Annotated in this window: 16 protein-coding genes; 3 read left to right on the top strand and 13 right to left on the bottom strand. The window is 53.7% G+C overall.

What is annotated here, in order from left to right; translation table 11 throughout:
- Nucleotides 1-82: 82 nt before the first annotated feature.
- Nucleotides 83-742 (top strand): hypothetical protein, encoded by a 660-nt coding sequence (locus tag JCM15764_RS11500; RefSeq protein WP_054695789.1) that lies wholly within the window; start codon nucleotides 83-85, stop codon nucleotides 740-742.
- Between the two features lie 747 nt (nucleotides 743-1,489).
- Here JCM15764_RS11500 and JCM15764_RS11495 read toward each other — a convergent pair.
- The 13 genes from JCM15764_RS11495 to JCM15764_RS11440 all read right to left on the bottom strand — a co-directional run bounded on the left by JCM15764_RS11495 (nucleotide 1,490) and on the right by JCM15764_RS11440 (nucleotide 17,514).
- The gene (locus JCM15764_RS11495; RefSeq protein WP_054695786.1) at nucleotides 1,490-1,828 is read right to left on the bottom strand and encodes a hypothetical protein; all 339 of its coding nucleotides are present in this window, start codon (nucleotides 1,826-1,828) and stop codon (nucleotides 1,490-1,492) included.
- Nucleotides 1,829-2,181: 353 nt separating this feature from the next.
- Entirely contained in the window at nucleotides 2,182-2,478 is a 297-nt protein-coding gene (locus JCM15764_RS11490) for a type II toxin-antitoxin system RelE/ParE family toxin (protein ID WP_054695782.1), read from the bottom strand.
- Entirely contained in the window at nucleotides 2,466-2,654 is a 189-nt protein-coding gene (locus JCM15764_RS11485) for a hypothetical protein (protein ID WP_054695780.1), read from the bottom strand. The genes JCM15764_RS11490 and JCM15764_RS11485 overlap by 13 nt, the downstream gene beginning before the upstream one ends.
- Before the next feature lie 296 nt (nucleotides 2,655-2,950).
- Nucleotides 2,951-4,579 carry a methyl-accepting chemotaxis protein gene (locus JCM15764_RS11480; RefSeq protein WP_054695777.1) on the bottom strand — a complete coding sequence of 543 codons (1,629 nt, stop codon included), beginning with the start codon at nucleotides 4,577-4,579 and terminating at the stop codon, nucleotides 2,951-2,953.
- 49 nt (nucleotides 4,580-4,628) lie between these two features.
- Nucleotides 4,629-5,318, bottom strand: coding sequence for a molybdenum cofactor guanylyltransferase (gene mobA / locus JCM15764_RS11475; protein ID WP_054695774.1), 690 nt, complete (start codon nucleotides 5,316-5,318; stop codon nucleotides 4,629-4,631).
- A gap of 26 nt (nucleotides 5,319-5,344) precedes the next feature.
- Complete coding sequence (locus tag JCM15764_RS11470) at nucleotides 5,345-7,405, bottom strand: molybdopterin-containing oxidoreductase family protein (RefSeq protein ID WP_054695770.1); 2,061 nt, start codon at nucleotides 7,403-7,405, stop codon at nucleotides 5,345-5,347.
- Nucleotides 7,406-7,660: 255 nt separating this feature from the next.
- A complete protein-coding gene (locus tag JCM15764_RS11465) occupies nucleotides 7,661-9,700 on the bottom strand; it encodes a sigma 54-interacting transcriptional regulator (protein WP_054695767.1) in 2,040 nt (679 codons plus the stop codon).
- An 80-nt stretch (nucleotides 9,701-9,780) separates the two neighbouring features.
- Complete coding sequence (locus tag JCM15764_RS23180) at nucleotides 9,781-10,032, bottom strand: hypothetical protein (RefSeq protein ID WP_243688818.1); 252 nt, start codon at nucleotides 10,030-10,032, stop codon at nucleotides 9,781-9,783.
- 78 nt (nucleotides 10,033-10,110) lie between these two features.
- Entirely contained in the window at nucleotides 10,111-11,016 is a 906-nt protein-coding gene (locus JCM15764_RS11460; protein ID WP_054695763.1) for a bifunctional enoyl-CoA hydratase/phosphate acetyltransferase, read from the bottom strand.
- 13 nt (nucleotides 11,017-11,029) lie between these two features.
- Nucleotides 11,030-12,097, bottom strand: coding sequence for a butyrate kinase (gene buk / locus JCM15764_RS11455; RefSeq protein WP_054695760.1), 1,068 nt, complete (start codon nucleotides 12,095-12,097; stop codon nucleotides 11,030-11,032).
- A 398-nt stretch (nucleotides 12,098-12,495) separates the two neighbouring features.
- Nucleotides 12,496-13,863 carry a sigma-54-dependent transcriptional regulator gene (locus JCM15764_RS11450; protein ID WP_054695756.1) on the bottom strand — a complete coding sequence of 456 codons (1,368 nt, stop codon included), beginning with the start codon at nucleotides 13,861-13,863 and terminating at the stop codon, nucleotides 12,496-12,498.
- Entirely contained in the window at nucleotides 13,860-15,671 is a 1,812-nt protein-coding gene (locus JCM15764_RS11445) for a sensor histidine kinase (RefSeq protein ID WP_054695753.1), read from the bottom strand. Before JCM15764_RS11445 ends, JCM15764_RS11450 begins: the two co-directional genes overlap by 4 nt.
- A 79-nt stretch (nucleotides 15,672-15,750) precedes the next feature.
- The gene (locus JCM15764_RS11440) at nucleotides 15,751-17,514 is read right to left on the bottom strand and encodes a sigma-54-dependent Fis family transcriptional regulator (RefSeq protein WP_054695749.1); all 1,764 of its coding nucleotides are present in this window, start codon (nucleotides 17,512-17,514) and stop codon (nucleotides 15,751-15,753) included.
- Between the two features lie 735 nt (nucleotides 17,515-18,249).
- Here JCM15764_RS11440 and JCM15764_RS29715 point away from each other — a divergent pair.
- Both JCM15764_RS29715 and JCM15764_RS11435 read left to right on the top strand, forming a co-directional pair.
- Nucleotides 18,250-18,921, top strand: a complete 672-nt coding sequence (locus JCM15764_RS29715; RefSeq protein WP_243688817.1) for a hypothetical protein — start codon at nucleotides 18,250-18,252, stop codon at nucleotides 18,919-18,921.
- On the top strand, nucleotides 18,873-20,078 hold the full coding sequence (locus JCM15764_RS11435; RefSeq protein ID WP_243688816.1) for a PEP-utilizing enzyme: 1,206 nt from the start codon (nucleotides 18,873-18,875) through the stop codon (nucleotides 20,076-20,078). The genes JCM15764_RS29715 and JCM15764_RS11435 overlap by 49 nt, the downstream gene beginning before the upstream one ends.
- Nucleotides 20,079-20,099 lie beyond the last annotated feature (21 nt).

Below are 20,099 nucleotides of genomic sequence, written 5' to 3'. Positions count from 1 at the left end.
AGACTGTCACCTTTTTGCCTTAGTATAACGGCCTGTCGTTGGATTGTACTGGATGCGAGAGTGGATTTATAGGGGGAATGATTTGAAATATAAGGGCAAGATACCTAGAGGACGGATCACTATATATGAGTCTATAACAATGATAATTTCAATTATAGCACTTGCTGTCTCCGGGATATCCGCCTACCTCCAGGCTCGTAAAACTGACAATATTGTTTTCCGTATTATTCCAGCTAAGTATGATGGTACTCAACAAGAGTTTCCTTTTGCTGCGGTGAATTTAGGCAATACGGCAGGAATGGTAACTTTGGAATCAATGATATTCCTTTACCCAGGATCAGACACGAAAGGCGATATTATTTTCCCGGTAAACAAAACAATAATCGTCAAACCTGGCGAAATGGAAAATTTTTCCGTTCTAAGTGAAGACCTTTTTAGGTATATACCCTCTGATAATCAAAAGAGGAAAATTCTAGTTAATTTAAGTCACCTAGATTCACATGGCATCTCCAGAAGCGGGAACTTCATTACTGGCTTTATTTCCATGTCTGGAGCTAAAAGGACCCTTTTTACCAAAAATGGCTACATGCCTATGAATGAACTGCGGAGGGATAAGGGTGGACATTATGTAATAATGGATGAAAATGCTATCTCTACCGGTAATCCAGAGATGGGTTTCGATAAAGTCTACCATAAGTCTGTTCAAAAAAAGGCGATAGAACCTCCTGTTATTGAACATTAGAATGGACAGAAAAGGGGACAGATTTATTTTCGGTTATCAATCTCAGCGTTGGTCAGGTATGGGTCAGGTATGGGGTCAGGATTGCAAACTTGCAAAGTTGAGGCAAGGGGTCATACCAATGGTGTCACATACCAATGGTGTCAAGCTTGCAATTATGCAATTAGCGTGATCCACGCCACCATCCTCTTACAACCGGGGAAAACTCGGGACACTCCCCGTATTCTGCCTAAAAATTGGGGGGGATATGGGGTCAGGATTGCAAACTTGAGGCAATGTTGTCCCATGGGGCGAACATAGAGCAAGGAAAAGGGGTCAGATTCATTTTTTGTTGTCAAAATGGAGGTTAATGAATCACGCCGCACACTTGTGTAGTGGGATCAGGGTCAAATGGGATTCCAGGTCAAGGCTTTGCATTTGGTGATTTGCAGGAACCTGGACCTAGGAACAAAAGAAGAAAAACAAGAAAGGTCCAGCTGGGTGTGAATTGATTATGCCAACATCTCTTCCCTTAAGAGCCTTTTCCCATGGATAATCGAAAGAAGAAGGGTCGCGTCTCCAAATTCCAAATTTGTGGTTTGGAGACGCGACCCCTAATAATTCCCTAATAATTCCCCGACCCCTAATAATTCCCCTTCAGCCATACCTATTCAGGACCGGCATAGCCAGTCCACATTACCACTCCCTTAGTGCGTGGGTTTCTACTTCACACTAAACTCATGGCTGTCAGCTTGGCATCTAACTATTCCTCTACCACAGTGTAATAAGCTTCAACTTTGAAACATTATCTGGATTTGTCGGATCATTCTCATAGATGATGCGGCGAATTTTCTGGTTATGTATCTTTGCATTGAGCAGCAGTTGGTAGGCGGCTTTCCCACCCTCTGTTGTCAAATCAACATAAACGACATTGTATGTAGTTGGTGTTTTAAATCCCTCTACCACGCCAAAATAGCCAATGTTCCCATTAGAATGGGTTCCGAGATCTCCCACTGTCTTGACAATATCGGATTCTTCGGTTGTCGTTGCGAAGGCCGCAGACACCGACGCGATCAAGGCAAAAAAGACTACTAACATTATTTTTTTCATTGCACCCTCCCTTTAATGGTATAGCTGACAACCATGAGTTATTGCATCGTCATAATTAATAGGCTTTATATTTATCAAAACGTAATCTGGATTACAACCTAAAAATGGCTCGTCAGCAAAAACTTGTGGGTAGTGTAAAGAATTTTTTCGCTTTTATCTTTGCAGAAGAAGAAAACAAGAAAAGGGGACAGATTTATTTTTTGTTGTCAAAATGGAGGGTTAAAGAATCACACCACACGTGTAGTGGGATCTGGGTCAAATGGGATTCCGGGTCAAGGCTTTGTATTAGGTGATTTGCAGGAACCTGGACCCAAAAGAAGAAAACAAGGAAGGACCAGTTGGGTGTGAATTGATTATGCCAATATCTCTTCCCTTAAGAGCCTTTTCCCATGGATAACAGCGATGATGAAAATTCCTGATTCTGCGGTGCGGTAGACGACCCGGTAAGGGTCGACGATGACTTCACGGAGATGAGAAGCGGGAAATTCAGGGAGAGGTCGCCCCGAGGTCGGAAAGGCATGTAGGCGGTCCACAGAGGCTATGATTTTCTCGACCTGATGCTGCGCATAAAAAGGAGAGTCGATCGCGATGTAATCGAAGATTTCTTCCAAGTCTGAAACCGATTTTTCAGACCAGATTACTGTCGCCATTTGCGCGTTAGCCTCTGTACAGCCTCTTCATGAGAGAGCACGCGACCTTCAGCAATGTCGGCCTCACCAGCCTCAATTTTTTCAAGGAGGTATAGTCGATACATAACTTCTTCCGTATCGACCTGCTCTGGAAGGTCTTCGAGAAAGGTTTCCAGTTTCGCTTTGGTGATGTTCATCGTGCCACCTCCGACAGTATAGCGTTTCTATTGGTATACCGTAATCTGTTACCTTAGTCACGCCGAAACTTGCACACAAGTACAAGAACAGCCGTGCGTAAAATGCCATTTTCAAGGTTAGGAAAAAAATAGGGACGGTGTTGCTGGTTTGTTAGCACCCAACGGCGAACCGGCAAACCACCGTTACGGCATCGCCAAAGCAGCGAAACATTAACAACTTTTCCGCAAAAAACAGGGGCAGGAATTTACCTTCAGTTCCTGCCCCGATCCTGTTGCTCTTTACTACTCTTGTTCACTTACGTTGCTGCAATTTCCAGTTTGAATTCCTTGACGAAACTTTCCAGCTTTAAGGAAAGGCTATTCAGCTCCACAGCCGATTGGGTGACCTGTTCCGCCGAAGTGGACGATTCCTTGGTCACTGAGGCTACCTGTTCCATATTTCTTGAGATCTCATCGGTGGTGGAGTTCATCTCTTCTATGGCTGCGGCAATTTGCTGAACCATGAGTTGGAGCTCGGAGGAGCTCCCCACAATATCGCTCAGAGCCGATCCTGCCTCGTTGGAAAGCCCCACCCCCGTTTGCACCTTTTCACTGGCCTCGCCCATGGATTCGACCGCTCTGTCAACCCCAGATTTTATTGAGGTGATCATGTCGCTGATCTCATTGGTGGCGTGACCGGTTCTCTCGGCCAGCTTTTTCACCTCATCGGCCACCACGGCAAAACCTCTGCCCGCCTCGCCCGCCCGGGCAGCCTCAATGGCGGCATTGAGTGCCAGCAGGTTGGTCTGATCGGCGATGTCGTTGATGACATTGATTATCTCCCCGATTTTTTCCGACTGGGAGCCCAGCTCTTTCAACAGATCGGCAGATCTCTGTACGGTCTTGGCAATTTCTTTCACTTCCACCACCGATTTATTGACAATGGCACTGCCTTTCTCCGCCGTTGCCACCATGGCCTTTGCCGATTCGGCAATGTTGTTGGTGTTTTTCGCTATATCCAGCGAAGCCTGGGACATCTCCTCCGAGGCGGTAGATACCTGGATGGTCTTTTCCACCTGGTCAGATGCGCCTCTGGACATCTGTTCGGCACTGGCGCTCAGATTGTGGCTGGCTGAGGCCACACTGGCCGCCGAATTCTTTACTTCCGAAAGCAGCTTTTTCCATTTATCCACCATTATCCGGAAAGCGGTCAGCTCCTCGCCGAATTCATCCTTCCGGTCTACTTCCACCTGAACGGTCAAATCCCCCTCTGCCAGAGTCTGGGCGATATCGATATTCCTCTTGATGGAGATGGTAATACTCCTGGTGAGGATCAGGGCTATGAGTATGCAGAGGACAATTGAGACTGCGCCGATGACGATGAACATGAAGCTCATATTTCTGTTGTTATGCAGGATATCGTCATATTTGGCCTGCACACCGGCTTCGTGATAGGTGATGAGCCCCTCGATCGCCTCCACCACTTTTATTGTGGCCTGAGTAACAGGGCCTTTATAGACCTCCAGCGCCTCATCGAACCGGTTCTCTTCAATTGCCTTGGCCACCCTCCCGCTGCCGCCTTTGCCCATTACTGTAGCCGCCTTCAGCTTGGCTATAAGGGCTTTTCCCTCCTTCTCCGTTTCCAGTTTTTCAAGCTTTCCCAGGGCGACCAGATAGTGCTTTCTCTGTTCCCCAACTTTTGCCATGCGGGATGGATTCTTCTCGGCTATGGCAAGCGTCTGTTCTTTATTCAGCGCCATTACGTCGGTCAGTATGGATTTTGCCAACATCGCCTTTCTGAAATTGATATTGGTAATTTCGTTCGCCATGGCACCAACGTGCTGCATATTCATATAACTGATCGTGCAGATTACCAATATGATGATGGTAAATATGGCATAGCCACAGGCCAGCCTTTTCCCGATTTTCACATTCTTGAGCTGCATACTCCCCCCTGTAGATGGTAGTGGCCAGCCTTACCCTAAATCAAGGCCGTTACGACGACTGCAAAAACATCTTATTTCCCTGGCCCAAAGGGTCCTTTTCACCATGACGCAACCGGTAATAATCCTCCGGTGTATTGATATTGGCGAAGGAGCAGAATTCGGGATCGAACCGAGCCACTTCCACCGCCGCCACCTCCCGCACCCTGACCTTGGGGAGCAGCGAGATAACCCGCTGCTCCCCCTTCTGCAAGAGCTCTTCCAGTGCCGGCAGGCAACCTCTGCCATAAATGGCGTGGAGGGGTTCATAGCCGCCCGCGCTCTTGGGCATGACCAGGTCCACACCCCGGTACTGCCGGGCCAGGTGCCGGATCAGTTCCGGGTTCAGATGGGGCATATCACAGGCAACTGTAAAGACCGCGTCGCCACTGCATTGGCTGAGTGCCCCATGAATGCCTGCCAGTACCCCTTTGCCGGGATAAAGATCAGGCACCTTCCGGCAGGGGAGGAATGAATACACCTGCGGCGTGTTGGTGACGACGATCACCTCCTCGAAGAGTCCGGCCAGGGTGCGGTAGATCCCTTCGATCATCCGCCCTCCACGGTGAAGGAGGAACGCCTTGTTGTTGTAGCCCATGCGGCTTGACTTCCCTCCCGCCAGGATGACCCCGGTTATGCCCGTAATCTTCCCTCGGGCAAGCCGGCCTGCTGTACTTATCTTGTGATGTCTGTGGGCATGCATGGCTCCTCCTCCAATGGAGATACTGATCAGGCTGCAGCTGAAAGCTTGCGCACCGAACACATCAGCGACTTGACGTCGGGATAACCGAGGATCTTTTCCCGGCAATCGGTGTCGGTGAGCAGATTGGCATTGGCCTCCCCCGACCAGCCATGGGGAACAAAGATGCAGCCTTCCGCCACCCGCTCGTCCAGGGCCACCTTCATCTTGATAGAGCCGCGGTTGGTCTCGATGAGGATATCGTCGCCGCTGGCCAGACCGTAGGTGGAGCCGGTCTTCAACCCCATTTCGGCTACGGGGTGAGGAGCCTCAGCCTTGAGCTCGTCTATGCTGCGGAATTGGCTGTGCACGTAGTAGTAGTTGCGGTGGCCGGTGGAAAGGATCAACGGATATTTTTTCAGGTACTTGGCATCGCTGTTCTTGGGGCTGCGCTCAGGCTCGATGTACTCCGGCAGTGGGTTGGCTCCCACCTGGGCCAGGGCATCGCTGTAGATCTCGATCTTGCCTGAGGGGGTGGCAAATATCCCGTCCTTTACCACGTACTTTTTCTCGCCGTAGTAAAGCCCTTCCGGCTGGTCGTTGAGCATCTGCTCGAAGGTAATGCCGGTCGGTCCCAGTTCGAACTGGATCAGTTCTTCTTCACTCTGCCAGGGGAACTTGTCGCCGATGCCGAGCCTCTTGGCCAACTCGGTGAAGACCTTCCATTCCGACCAGCTTTCGCCGATGGGTTCGATGCACTTCTTGCGCAGCATCAGATAGGGCAGACAGTGGCAAACGTTGTAAGTATAGGCCAGACCCCACTTTTCCAGGTGTGAACAAGCAGGCAGCACATAGTGGGCTTCCTGGGCAGTCTCGGTCATGAACATGTCATGGACCACCAGGAGATCCAGGCGGCGGAAGGCCTCGCGGAAGGCATTGGAATCGGCCATGGAAACCAACGGGTTACCGCCGACCACATAGAAAGCCTTCAGCTTGTCCGGGATCGCCTCCGGCACCATGGTGATGACGCCGTAGGGGCTCTTTCTCCCCCAGACCTCGATGAAGAGCGGGTACTCGTCCATACCCAGGGGGTCCCCCTCCACGTTGAGCCCCACATTGCCGAAGTGGGGGCGGGGGCTGATCACCCAGCCGCCGGGGACGTTGATATTGCCGGTGATGATCTGTAGCACGGAAAAGGCGCGGCTGTTCTGGGTGCCGCCGGCGGTCTGGTCCTGGGTGCAGGTCCCCTGGAAGATGGAAGCCCCCTTGGTGGTGGCGAAAAGCCGCGCCAGCTCTCGTATTTTGTCTGCTGGAACCCAGGTGATCTCCTCTGCCCATTCCGGGGTAAAGGGCTCCACATGGGGTACCAGCTTGTCGAAGCCGATGGTGAATTTGTCGACAAACTCATGGTCGACCAGGTCTTCCTTGACGATCACATGGAGCATGGCCATGGCCATGGCGCCATCGGTGCCGGGACGGATCTTCAGGTACATGTCCGCCTGATCCGCCAGTGGCGTTCGCCGGGGGTCGATGACCACCAGTTTTGAACCCTTGGCAAGATTCCGCTCCAGGGCCAGCTTCAGCGGGAAGTCGCTGGCATCGGGGTTATGTCCCCAGAGGATATAGAGCTTGGAATCCAGCTCTTCAGTGGGATACTTGCCGAAGGTGATCTGCCGGGTACGGATGCGCATGCGGTAGCAGATGCTTTCCACGGAGAAGAAATTGGGGGAGCCGAAAGCAGCCTTGAAGCGCTGGGTGAGCTGGGCCATCTCCAGGTTTTCGACGCCGATGGAACCGCTGAACACGCCAAGGACGCTGGGGCCGAACTCCTCTTTCAGCTTGAGCAGCTTGGCGGAGATCTCGTCCAGTGCCTGGTCCCATGATATTTCCACGAACTGCCCATCCACCTTTTTCAGAGGGGTCTTGATGCGGTTGGGGGAATAGACATGAGTCAGCGCCGCCTCACCCTTGGGGCAGAGCTGGTCGGAGTTGATCGGGTGCCCTGGCAGCCCTTCTACCTTTACCGCCTTGCCGTCTTCAATGGTAACGGTGGTGCCGCAGCTGTGATAACAGAGTGTACAGTCGGTTAATACCTGCTTTGATGAAGTCATAGGTGCTCCTTCTCTGGATAGTGTCGGCATCGGCAAGGGGTTCAGCTTGAGGTGATGCTTACCGGAGTAAGAGCAACGGTTATGCCAAATGATGTTTTATTTAACCAAAAGGTAAAGACACGGCAAAGTTAGTTGAATTTGCGGTGGTTTTCGGGGAAGACATGGGGGCAGGATCAAACGATGGTGCGTTCTTTGTCTTGGCAATTGTCCGGAATCCGGACACCTGTCTGTTTTCCGGACAAGACAGTTGGACAACTACTGGCCGTTGCCGAGCTTTTCGTAGAGCTTGGAGCGACTGATACCCAAGAGCCGCGCCGCTTTGGACTTGTTACCTCCGGCCTCCGCCAGGGCGGCCTGGATCGTCTCCATTTCCATGATTGCCAAGGTCTGGGTAGCCTTTGCCGTCATGCCGCCTGGGCGGCCAACGATCTCTTCGGGAAGGTCCTGCAGTTCGATCAGACCGCTTTCCCGATAATTCAACATCCGTTCGATAATGTTTTCCAGCTCTCTGATATTGCCGGGCCAACCGTAGCCGGTCAGCGCCTCCAGGGCGTCCTCGGCGATTCCCTCCACGCGCCGGGTCAGGAACTTGTTGTATTTTCTGATAAAGGTATCGGCAAGGAGCGGGATGTCGCTGCGCCGCTCCCGCAGGGGGGGAATCTTCAGCTCGACGACGTTGATGCGGAAATAGAGGTCCTCCCGGAATATCCCTTCCGCCACCATCCGCTTCAGGTCCCGGTTGGTGGCAGCGATGATACGCACATCCACCTTGCGGCCCTTGACGCCGCCGACCCGCTCGATCTCCTTGTCCTGGATAACCCGCAAAAGCTTGCTTTGCAGGGCCTGGGGCATGTCGCCGATTTCGTCCAGGAAGATCGTCCCCCCGTCGGCCAGCTCGAACTTCCCCGGCTTCCCCTGCCGGCGGGCACCGGTGAAGGCCCCGTCCTCGTAACCGAATAGCTCCGCTTCGGCAAGCTCGGCGGGGATGGCTGAGCAGTTGACCTTGATGAAGGGTTCCTTGCGGCGGTTGGAGGCATTGTGGATGGAATGGGCAAAGAGCTCCTTGCCGGTGCCGCTTTCGCCGGTGATGAGCACGGTGGAATTGCTCCTGCCCACCTGCAGCACCTGGGATTTCAGGGTGGCAATGCGTTCGTCCCGGCAGACGATGCTCCCCACGGTGTAGCTGGTGCCGTTCACCTTGTAGAGCTCGTCCTTGTAATAGTTGAGCTGCATGTTGATCCGGTTGATCTGCTGGACGATATCGGCCAGATTATCAAGATCCTCATATATCTTGACCACGACACCCTTGGTGTTACCCTCCTTTGTAATCGGCAGGGTGGACACCACACAGGGCTTGGCATTTATTTCCAGCACACTGAGCGGCATCTGGTTGTCGGACAGGGGAATGAACCTGTTGATATTCTCTCCGATAATATTGTCTTTCGCCTTGCCGATCTTGTTGCAGAAGCGGGCATTGACCAAGGTGATCATCCCCGCCTCATCCAGGACCGCCACCCCTTCGTAGGCGACCTCAAGGACCGTCTCCAGGGTCACTTTCAGCTCCTTGACCGTCTCCAGCTCATGGGCCACCCCCTCCACATCGGTCATATCCTGAACGACGAAGATGATCCCCTTGTTCTTCGTATGCTGGTATATGGGGACGGCGGTGGCAATGAGTTTCAGGGCGTTGTGCTCGATCTTGCGGGGAAGCATCCAGTTGCCGCTGGTGACGGGCGAAAAATCCCTTTCCAGCTCTTGCAGGTAGTCACCGATGTAGCGCCCGGTCTGCACCCCCCCGAGGATATTCTTGGCGTACTGGTTAGCCATGGTAACCATGCCCGTGTCGCTGGTGGCCAGGATGCCGGCCGGCACGTTCTCGATGACCCCGGACAGCTCCCGGAAAAGATAGTCGGTCCGATCCAGCAGCTCCAGGACGGTCCCCGCCTGGGTCGCGACGCCGATCGGCTCGTTGTCCCGGTTGACGACGATGGTCTGCCCCACCCGGCATGATTGCAGCCATTGGGAGAGCGCCTCAAGACTGTCATAGGTGGTGTCCTCGCAGGCGCTTACCACCTCCCGTATATAGTGTTTTTCAATGGTGGAATCGATATCGACGCTCTGCAAGAGGCAATCGTAGAGATGGGATTTGGAGAAATAGCCGATCAGCTTCCCCTGGTCGTCGACCACCGGTACCCCGTTCAGCCGGGATGCCTGGAGCAGCTCCACAGCTCTGCGTATGGTATCGCCGGGGCGAATCTGCACCCTTGTTGCCAGCATGATTTCACTGACCCGCATAAATCATTTCTCCTTCTCTGTGTTCGCGTCGATCGTCGCAGAACATAGTTATACCATGTATTCGTCAAGAAGATAAGGATTTACAAGCGGTTACTGTGCCGGATACCAAGATCGCCATAGATGTATATAAAGCTTTCAGGCATTTCCTGGGAAGCAGTCGTGGCATCGGGAGTGAGTGACGAGCCACAGCGGCGAGCGGACACCCGCCGCATGTTGAACGGAGGTGATCCGCCACTTCTGGCGTTCTGCCCCATTATATGGGCGGCACCGCAAGGTCCGCAGCTGTGGCGACAGAGCGAACGGACGATGTCGCGACTGCCGTTTATCTCCACTGAGCTTCCGAATGAAGCGTAAAAAAAGGCGGAACACTGTCGTGTCCCGCCACCACACCACAACAATGATGGAGCAACTCAGGAAATATAGGCCGCCAAAGCAATGGTCAGCAGCATGGTGTCCGCCGAATCGGAGCGGGAAGTGAGGACAATGGGCGCCTTCGCCCCCATGACCGCTGTGGCGATCCGCTGCTGGGTGTAGTAGACCAGGCATTTGCGCAAGGGGTTCGCCGAGAGCAGGTTCGGCATCATGATGATGTCCGCCTGACCGGCCACCTCCCCCTTGATCTTCTTGTATTTGGCCGACTCCACCGAAATGGCGTTGTCGAAGGCCAGAGGGCCCTCGATGAGGCATCCTTCTATCTGCCCCCGCTCGGCCATCTTGCTCAGGGCCGCCGCCTCTATGGTATCGGGCATGGCGGGATTGACCACCTCCACCGCCGAGATGACCGCCACCTTGGGCAGTTCGTTGCCCAACTTGTGGGCCAGACCGACGGCGTTTTCAATGATCTGCTTTTTCTCGTCCAGGGTCGGCGACACGTTGATGGCACAGTCGGTAATGAAACGGAAGCCCCCTCCCGGTGCATCGACGATCTTCTCGTAGATGGTGATCTCGCTGATGACCTTGTTGTCGTTCAAGCCCTTCTGCTTGTCGAGAATGGCCCGCATGAAGGTGGCGGTGGGGAGATTTCCCTTCATGATGGCGTTGGCGCTTCCCACCACCACCAGCCGCACCGCTTCCTCGGCCGCTTCCTTCTGGTCGGTAATGTTGATGATATTGATGAGGTTGGCATCGAAGCCAGCCTCCGCAGACATGGTCTTTATTTTTTCTTCATCTCCCACCAGGATAAAATCGGCGAGTTTTGCCTCAAGGGCCTGCTTTACCAGTTTCATCACCGTCGACCCCTCGGGACTGACGATGGCGATCTTCTTCCTCGGTTTTTCCTGTACGGCGGTAATGAGTTCGTCAAATGATTTCAGCATCTTTCCTCTCCTCTCAGTAAATTGAAAGCTGTTCGGTGCCCTTGAAATAGCGCATCGCGCCTGCAGCCAGGGCTGCCATTTCATTTTCCCCGGGATCCAGCCGGACTTGGGCGATGAAGGAAACCTTCCGTTTCAGGCTTTCTACCAATCGCTCCGAGTAGGCCAGGCTTCCGGTGAGGGCGATTGCATCCACCTGTCCTTCAAGAACAGCGGCGCAGGCGCCGATTTCCTTCGCCACCTGGTAGGCCATGGCCTCGAATACCTCGGCGGCAACGGCATCTCCCTCGGTTATGCGCTTTTCGATCTCCAGGCCGCTGGTGGTCCCCAGATAGGCCATAAGGCCCCCTCCCCCCTGAACGAGCCGCAAAACTTGCTCCAGGGAATATTCACCGCTGTAACAAAGCTTGACCAGATCCCCCGCCGGCAGTGTTCCGGCCCGCTCCGGCGAAAAAGGTCCGTCGCCGTCCAGGGCGTTGTTCACATCCACCACCTTGCCCCGGCGATGGGCGCCTACGGATATTCCCCCTCCCAGATGGGCAACGATCAGGTTCACATCTTCATATTTCCTTCCCAGCTGCGCAGCTATCTTTCTTGCCGTCGCCTTCTGGTTCAATGCATGAAAGCTGCTTTGCCTCCTGATCAGCGGGATTCCGGAATAGGTTGCAGAGACGCACAATTCATCCACCGTCGGCGGATCGACGGTGAGCGCCGGAATATTCAGCTTCTTCCCCAGCTGGTGGGCCACAATACCGCCGCACATATTGGGATGCTGGCCATATTTGCCGCTTTTCATGTCATCGATCATGGCCGGGCAGATTTCATAGATGCCGCCGGGAATCGGCTTCATGTTGCCCCCCCGGCTGGCGATGCCGTCCAGCTGCTCCAGCGCCACCTTTTTTTCGGCCAGCACGTCAAGAACCGTCCGTTCCCGCAATTCGTACTGGTCAATGATCCGTGGGTACTTTTTCAGCTCTTCTGCTGTATGGGGGACCGACTCGGTAAACAGCATATCTTCCGATTTGCTCACTGCTATCTTGGTCGACGTCGAACCCAGATTGATAACCAGTAAAGTTTTTTCCATCTTGAAGCCTCCGCATCACATCGGTTGATAAAGCCGGCATCAGAAGTACAGTGGTCAGCCGGCTGATTTACAAAATAATGTTTTGCAAAATATGATCCAGCCACTTCAACATGATGTTAAATGTTATCTTTTTGTTTTAAATTCAGCATGTTGTATTTATAAAACTATTCGTTTGACTATATTGTCATTTTATCATTTGGATAAAAAAAGATACGCACATGTAAAATTATGATCGATAAGGTAAAAAATTGAACGGGCTGCGGAGGCGAGATAAAACTAAGGCAATGGGTAAGGCAAAGCTAAAAGGCTTTATAACAGCTGTCATGACGGGTAAACGGGGAAAGCATGGAAAAAGGATAACTTCGTTTTATTATAATTTCAGCTATCCACAGGTGCAATCACGGTTTATCTTCCTCCTCAAGTCCGTATTCCTTGATACGGCGATCAAGGGTAGGCCGGGAAATACCGAGGATCTCCGCGGCACGCTTCTTTTCGTTGCGCACATAACAGAGCACGTTCTGGATATGTTCCCGCTCCACCTCGTGGAGGGGTTTCAGCAGCAGGGGAAAGCGTTCCTGGCTCTCGCAGCCCTCTTCCAGGTGCAGCGTTTCGGGCAAGAGCATGTTGCCATGGGAAAGGATGACGGCACGCCGCAGGGTATTTTCCAGCTCCCGCACGTTACCGGGCCAGGAGTGTTCCAGAATTTTGTTCATGGTTTCCTGGGGAATGATCTCCACCCCCTTGCCGGTCTCATGGTGCAGCTTTTCCAGAAGGAACTTGACCAGAATGGGAATATCCTCTTTCCGCTCCCTCAGGGGAGGGAGGTCTATGGAAACTACCTTGAGCCGGTAATAGAGATCATTACGGAACATGCCGCTTGCCACCAGAGTCGACAGATTCTTATTGGTAGCGGCAACTATGCGCACATCCGCCTTGATCGTCTCGATGCCGCCGACCCGCTCGAATTCCCTTTCCTGTATGAAACGGAGAAGCTTCACCTGTATTTCCGGACTGATTTCCGATATCTCGTCAAGAAACAGGGTCCCCCCCTGGGCCAGTTCGAACTTGCCGGGCTTGGTACGGATAGCACCGGTAAAAGCGCCTTTTTCGTGGCCGAACAGTTCGCTTTCCAGAATAGTCGGGGACAGGGCTGAACAGGCAACGGCGATAAACGGCCGATTGCGGAACTGGCTGTTGAAATGGATGGCGCGGGCAACCATCTCCTTGCCGGTGCCGCTCTCCCCCTGGATAAGAACTGTCGCCCTGGAGTCAGCCACGGCGCCGATGGTCTTATAGACCTCTTTCATGGCCCGGGTACGACCAACCATGATGTTCTGCTCGAAATGGGGGTCGAAGGAATCGCTGAAGGTGACACCGGTGCGGGACAGGGCGCTCATTTCGAAGATCTTGTCGATGACCTCGTCCAGGTGGTCCAGATCCACCGGTTTGCCCAGGTGATCGATGGCTCCCAGGCGAATGGCCTTGATGGCCGTCTGCATTTCATCGTAGGCGGTGATCATGATGATCGGCAGGAAGGGCTTCTTTTCCTTGACCAGGGTCAGCACCTCGAAACCGTCCATTCCGGTCAGGCGCAGGTCCAGCAGCATCAGATCGATGTTGTGCCCGATGGCGGTGTCCGCCAGGGCCAAGTCAACCGCATCGGCACCGTTGGCGGCCGTGACCACCCTGTAGCCAACCTCCGTAAGATGCAGCTCCAGTGTGCGGCGGATGGCTTTATCGTCATCGGCGATCAGAATCGTTTTCATTGGCTCATATCTCCTGTTCCTGCAGGTCCTTTCAGGGGCAGGGCCACGGTAAATGTGGCGCCCTGACCCGGCTGGCTCTCCACCGCTACCGACCCGCCGTGACGCAGAACGATGGTCTGTACTATGGAAAGGCCCAGTCCACCGCCGGAAGCTCTGGTGGTATAAAATGGATCGAAAAGCTGTTCCAGCTTGCCCTGGGGGATACCTCCCCCGGTGTCACTTACCGTGACCAAGGCCATTCCGTCTGCACTGCGGGCGAAGATGGTGAGATGCCTTTCTCCTGGCATTTCGTTCATAGCTTCCATGGCATTGAGAATCAGGTTCAGTAGTACCTGATGGATCTGCTCCGGATCACAAACAAGTTGAATGGGAGACTCGGTGCGGACCGTTGTCCTGATCAGCTGTTCCTCCAGGCGCTGGGACAACAGCTGCATCAGTCTGCTGATGATTTCCTTGAGCTCGGTATTTTGCAGGTTCAGGGATCTGGGACGGGCAAAGTCCATGACGTCCTTGAGCAGTCGGTTAAGCCGCTGGATCTCCCCATCGACGATGGCAAAATTCTCCCGCAAGGTACCAGCCAGGTCAATTTTTTTCCTGATCATCTGCATGTTCATCTGAATGGCCGACAGTGGGTTGCGGATCTCATGGGACAGACCAAGGGCAAGCTGCCCCACCGCCGCAACCTTCTTTGCCACCAGCAGTTCATCAAAAGTGGACTCCAGCCTGGTGTGTGCCTCACTGAGAGCGCGGGTGTGGTTTTGAACCTGAGCCGACAACACACGGTTCCAGTTGATGAGGAACCCCAGAAGCAAAGTCGCCACCCCCAAGACCGTGACCAGCAGTGTGTTGGCAAAAAGTTCCTGACGGTGAAGGAAAGTGGACAGCAGCTCTTCCACCTCGTGCTCGGGAGTGGATATGCCCAGTGCCCAGAGGCGGTTCTCTATACGGATGGGATGGTAGCTGCCGATCTTCCGTACCTGATGCTGGTAGGTGCCGGGATCCAGATAGTCATACCAGTCGCTTCCCGGCTGGCCATTTTCCATGGAAAGCAGAAGCTGATATAGCCGCGGCCAGCGCGGGAGGAAGGCTTCTTCAAAACTGAGACCAACCAAGCGTCCGCTGGGGCCGACGAGCATGGTCCTGTTGCTGATGTCAGCCAGCCATGCGTGGCCCTCTTTACCAATATGGATGGGCAGGATATGTTTTTTTGCCAGGACTTCAAAATCTATGGCGCAGATAACGACACCGAGGAATTTTTCGCCCGGGCCGTAAATCCCTTCCGCTACAATCAATGCTTTCTTCCCGCGCTGCATTCCCCCTTGCAGGCGGGCATAAGGAGACAGGTACATCTGTCCCGGCCGGCCCATTTCCCTGGCCCAGTGATAATAATCGCGCCAGGCGTAACTGCGCCCTATGGTATACGTGTCATAGGGTTCTATGGTGATTGCTATCCCCTTGCTGTCGAAGATCACCATCTCGATGACCGGAGTGTTGGCCAGGGAACTGTAGATTTTTTTCAGACTGCCCTTGACCTCCTCCACGCGGTGCCTGGTAACTGCTTTCCCTTCAAACAGATTGACCACCAGGTCAAGGTTGCGATGGTAGGTGGCGAACAGCTCTTCCAGGGTGTGGGAAGCCAGTTCGGCCATCAGGGATTGCTGGCGGTTGTACTGCTCGATGAAACGGACGCGCGCCTCGGCACGCACGTCCCGGTTCGCATGCTGAATCAGGAGCAGAGCGGCGACCGCCCCGATTGAGATTAAAAACAGGGCAACCGGCAGCTTATGTCTGCGAAGAATGCAATTCATATATTCTATAAATAGTCTTCCCGGGAGATTTACCCCATCGACCTCAAACAAGCCCGGTTGCTTGTTCGGAGGATTCCATTCAGCCGGCTGTTTCGGACTGCTTTACCCGCTGTTCGCGGGGAAGAGGGATTGCCGGCTCAGTAGGTTCATTTTCGCGGAGATTTCCCAATCTGTATGCAAGCTGGCGCCTGGTCAAACCAAGTTTTCTGGCAGCCGAAGCAAGGTTGCCACTGCTTTTAGCCACTGCGGTTTCAATGAGCATCGCCTCCACCTGGTCCAGTGTCATGACACCATTAAAAACCGCCTCACAAAGATCTTTGCCGTAATCCCAACCATTGGCCCCAAGGGAGCCGTTGTTATCAAGACCGATCTCCAGGCCTTGTTCTTCGCCGCTTGCCGAAAACATCTGTTCCAACTCGATGCGGGTGCCGCTTGGGGCGAGAATAACGCCACGTTCGATCATGTTCTGCATTTCACGGATGTTTCCCGGCCAGTGGTAGGCAAGAAGCGCCCGCTTGGCCTTATCGGTGAAGCCCCGCAGTTTTTTGCCGTGGATCGCCGAATACTTCTCCAGAAACCGTTTGGCCAGCAGCGGGATGTCCTCCTTACGCTCCCTGAGCGGAGGGATGTTGATCTGGAAAGCATTGAGGCGGTAATACAAATCGGAACGGAATCTGCCTTCCTTGACCAGCTGTCTCAGGTCCACGTTGGTAGCCGCCACCAGCCTCACATCGACCTTGCGGGTTTTGTGATCGCCAATCCGTTCGATTTCCCCTTCCTGCAGCACGCGCAAGAGCTTGGCCTGCGCCGAAAAAGGCAGGTCGCCGATTTCATCGAGAAACAGTGTGCCGCCGTTTGCCCGCTCGAAGCGGCCGGCACGGGCAGTCATGGCGCCGGTATAGGCACCCTTTTCCACTCCGAACAGCTCCGATTCCACCAGGTCGTGGGGAATGGCCGCACAGTTGATGGCAATGAAAGATTCTTTGCAGCGGGCACCGCTATTGTGCAAACTGCGAGCGAATACTTCCTTGCCGACACCGGTTTCTCCAAGGAGCAGCACCGTGATCTGGCTCTTGGCCGCCTGCTGGAGCAACTCATATGCGGTGCAAAAGATTTCTGAATTGCCGACGATGTCTGAGGGAAGCTTTTCCTTTTTGTTTATGGCCGAACGGAGTTGCACCACCTGGGTTTGCAGGTCCATCAACTGTTCGGCAATGGACTCCCGGTTGAAAAGACGCATGTAGTCGGTCGCATCTTCCCATTCATCAATCGGCTTGCCGATAATGCGGCAATTATTCTTTCCCATGCCGACACATTCAACTTCCTTATACAAGATCGGCCGCCCCATGAAGGCTGTGGAATAGCCGCAGGCATAACCGATCTGACTCCAGCAGACAGGCTCTCCATTGGTGCCGAAATGACGTTTGTGCCATTGGCCTTCCCACGAGTTTTCCCAAAGAAACTCGCCATAGAAGCTTCCCGCGGCACGATCGAATTCGACCTTTACCGGTGTCACTTTTACTTCCCCTTCCAGCATATGCAGCTTCGGGCCGGTCATGAACAGTTCCATGTCGCTTGCACCCTCGAAGCGGGTCCGGGCAAGTTCTGCATCGTGCATACCCGCCGCATAACCCATGCGGGTAAGCAATCCCTGTACGCGCTCCATACCCAGCGTTTCGATCAACTCCCTGCGGAGCGTAGCCTGCGCCTCGGCATGGACCAGGAGCATGCGATGTTCGTGGAGCCAGATGTGGCCGGACTCCATGCAGAAATGGACTCGTGCACGCAGGTCTCCGTCCTTTGACTTGCAGTCGGACTTGCCGGTACGCCGCTGCTTGGTCATAATTGTCACCTCTCCATCTGCCGGTAGCCGCCAGATACCATTCTTTTCAACATTATTTATAACATTGTCATACCAGCAACGTTTGGCAAAAGGTGCATGAAAACAGCATGCAGCCCGATATCACCCTGGACTGCAGATTCAATTCTCAACGGCAATAGGAGTTATATCTGCTAATTCGTAAAACATAGTTATAGTAACATTCGCTTTATTTTCATGCAAGGGACAAAACAATTGCTGCCGGCAAAATCGGATCCCTGTAGTTTATTGTTTATACAGTCCGGCCCAAAACTGACTCCCCTCTGATGCCACTGTTTATCGACCATTACCCACTTTTTTCCTTAATCTCCCCCAACTTTGTCACCGTCAGTGAAGTCGACAAAAATGTCCAACACCCCTGCTCGCCACCGGGAAAATTTACAAAATGGTCAACTGTCAACGGAAGGCCAAACAAGCAGGACCATTCACAAAAATGCCTCTGCAGATTAATTTATCGGCCTTATGAATCGTCCAATATCCTTATTAAACAAACAATTAGCCCAGGCAGCTCGTACAGCAGGACGATGCTTTCATTGTGACAAAACACTGTTTGGCATATTCGGTGCTCTTTTAACTGAAAATGCCTACCGGTACTCAGAGCTCATGAGGCAACACCTGATTTATAGAACGTTGGTTTGTGCATTATCAAATTTGTCGTTCCGAACCACTAAACTACACGACAACGGGGGGAGACACGCGATGAAGTTTCCAAAGCCACACGATGTGAAAGACATTCCCGGGACAGAAGGTTGGGAAAGGATGTATCCGTACCAGTACAAGTTCGTCACTGACGACCCGGAACGGAAAGCTTACGAAGAGCAGGCGTTCTGGTTCTATGACGGACTCCACTATCCGGAAGCGATCTATCCTTTCGACACCATCTGGGATGAGGCTTGGTACCTGGGGCTGTCCCAGTACAACAACCGCATCTTTCAGGTGCCGCCGGTGCGCGGCGTCGACCATCGGATCATCAACGGCTACGTCTATATTTCGCCGGTGCCGGTCATGGACCCGGAGGAAATCGGCAAGCGTGTCCCGAACTTCATGGAGCGCGCCGGCTACTACTACAAGAATTGGGCTGAGCTGGAAGCCAAGTGGGAAGTAAAGATGAAGGCGATTATCAAGGAAATCGAGGAACTGCCGATCCCCCGCCTCCCTGATCTGGAGGATCTCAGCGTGGTAACCGACGGGGTCGGCGAATCCAAGGGCTTTCACCTGCTCAAGGCCTATGACGAGCTGATCAATCTCGGTATCCAGTGCTGGCAGTACCACTTTGAGTTCCTCAACCTGGCTATGCCGCTTATGTCTTCTTCCTGGATTTCGTGCAGAAGCTTTTCCCGAGCATTCCGTTGCAACGGGTCACCCAGATGATTGCCGGTGTCGACGTGCTCATGTACCGGTCCGATGATGAATTGAAGAAGCTGGCGAAGAAAGCCGTCCAGCTGGGGATTGACCAGATCCTGACTTCGCGCACGGAGTGGACGGATGCCGAGGCGGAGCTGAAGAAAAACCCGAAGGGAAAGGAATGGCTCGCGGCCCTGGAAGAAGCCCGTTATCCATGGTTCCACGTCTCCACCGGCACCGGCTGGTCGCACAGTGACAAATCATGGAACGACGACCTGAATATTCCCCTGTCCGGGATCGCCACCTACATTAGTCAGCTCAGGCAGGGCCTGGACATCGAACGGCCGGTGGAAAAGGTGCGTGCCGAGCGGGACCGGATCACCGCCGAGTACCGCGACCTCATCACCTCCGACGAGGACCGCAAGACCTTCGATGACCTGCTAGGCACGGCCAAGACCGTCTTCCCCTATGTGGAGAACCACCTCTTCTACGTGGAGCACTGGTTCCATACCGTCTTCTGGAAAAAGATGCGGGAAGTGGCCGCTATCATGAAGGACCACGGCATGATCGAGGATGTGGAAGATGTGTGGTATATGCGCCGCGACGAGATCAAGCAGGGACTATGGGACATGGTCACCGCCTGGGCAACCGGAGTCAAGCCACGCGGCACCGCGGTGTGGCCGAAGGAAATTGCCTGGCGGAAGGGGGTAATGCAGAAATTCCAGGAGTGGAGTCCACCGCCGGCCATCGGCACAGCTCCGGAAGTGATAAAGGAGCCTTTCACCATCGTACTGTGGGGGGTGACCAACTCGTCTATCAGCGATTGGTCCGAGGTGCAGGACGCCACCGATCCTGACAGCATCACCGCCTTGAAAGGATTCGCCGGCAGCCCCGGCATTGTGGAAGGCAAGGCCCGTGTCTGTCGCAATGCGGATGATATTCGCCTGTTGCAGGAGGGGGAAATCCTGGTTGCTCCAACCACTTCGCCTTCCTGGGCGCCGGCCTTTGCCAAAATCAAGGCCGCGGTTACCGATGTGGGGGGTGTCATGAGCCACGCGGCAATAGTCTGTCGTGAATACGGCTTGCCGGCGGTGGTCGGTACCGGGCTCGGGACGAAAATCATCAAGACCGGCATGATGCTCCGGGTCGATGGTTCCACCGGCCTCGTCACTATCGATCGCTGAGTTATTTCGAGGAAAGGAGAT

It is taken from the genome of Geotalea toluenoxydans JCM 15764 (genome assembly GCF_001311985.1).
GTDB classification, from domain to species: domain Bacteria; phylum Desulfobacterota; class Desulfuromonadia; order Geobacterales; family Geobacteraceae; genus Geotalea; species Geotalea toluenoxydans.
Note: the sequence above shows the minus strand (reverse complement) of the source record. Positions and strands in the feature narration are given on the sequence as shown.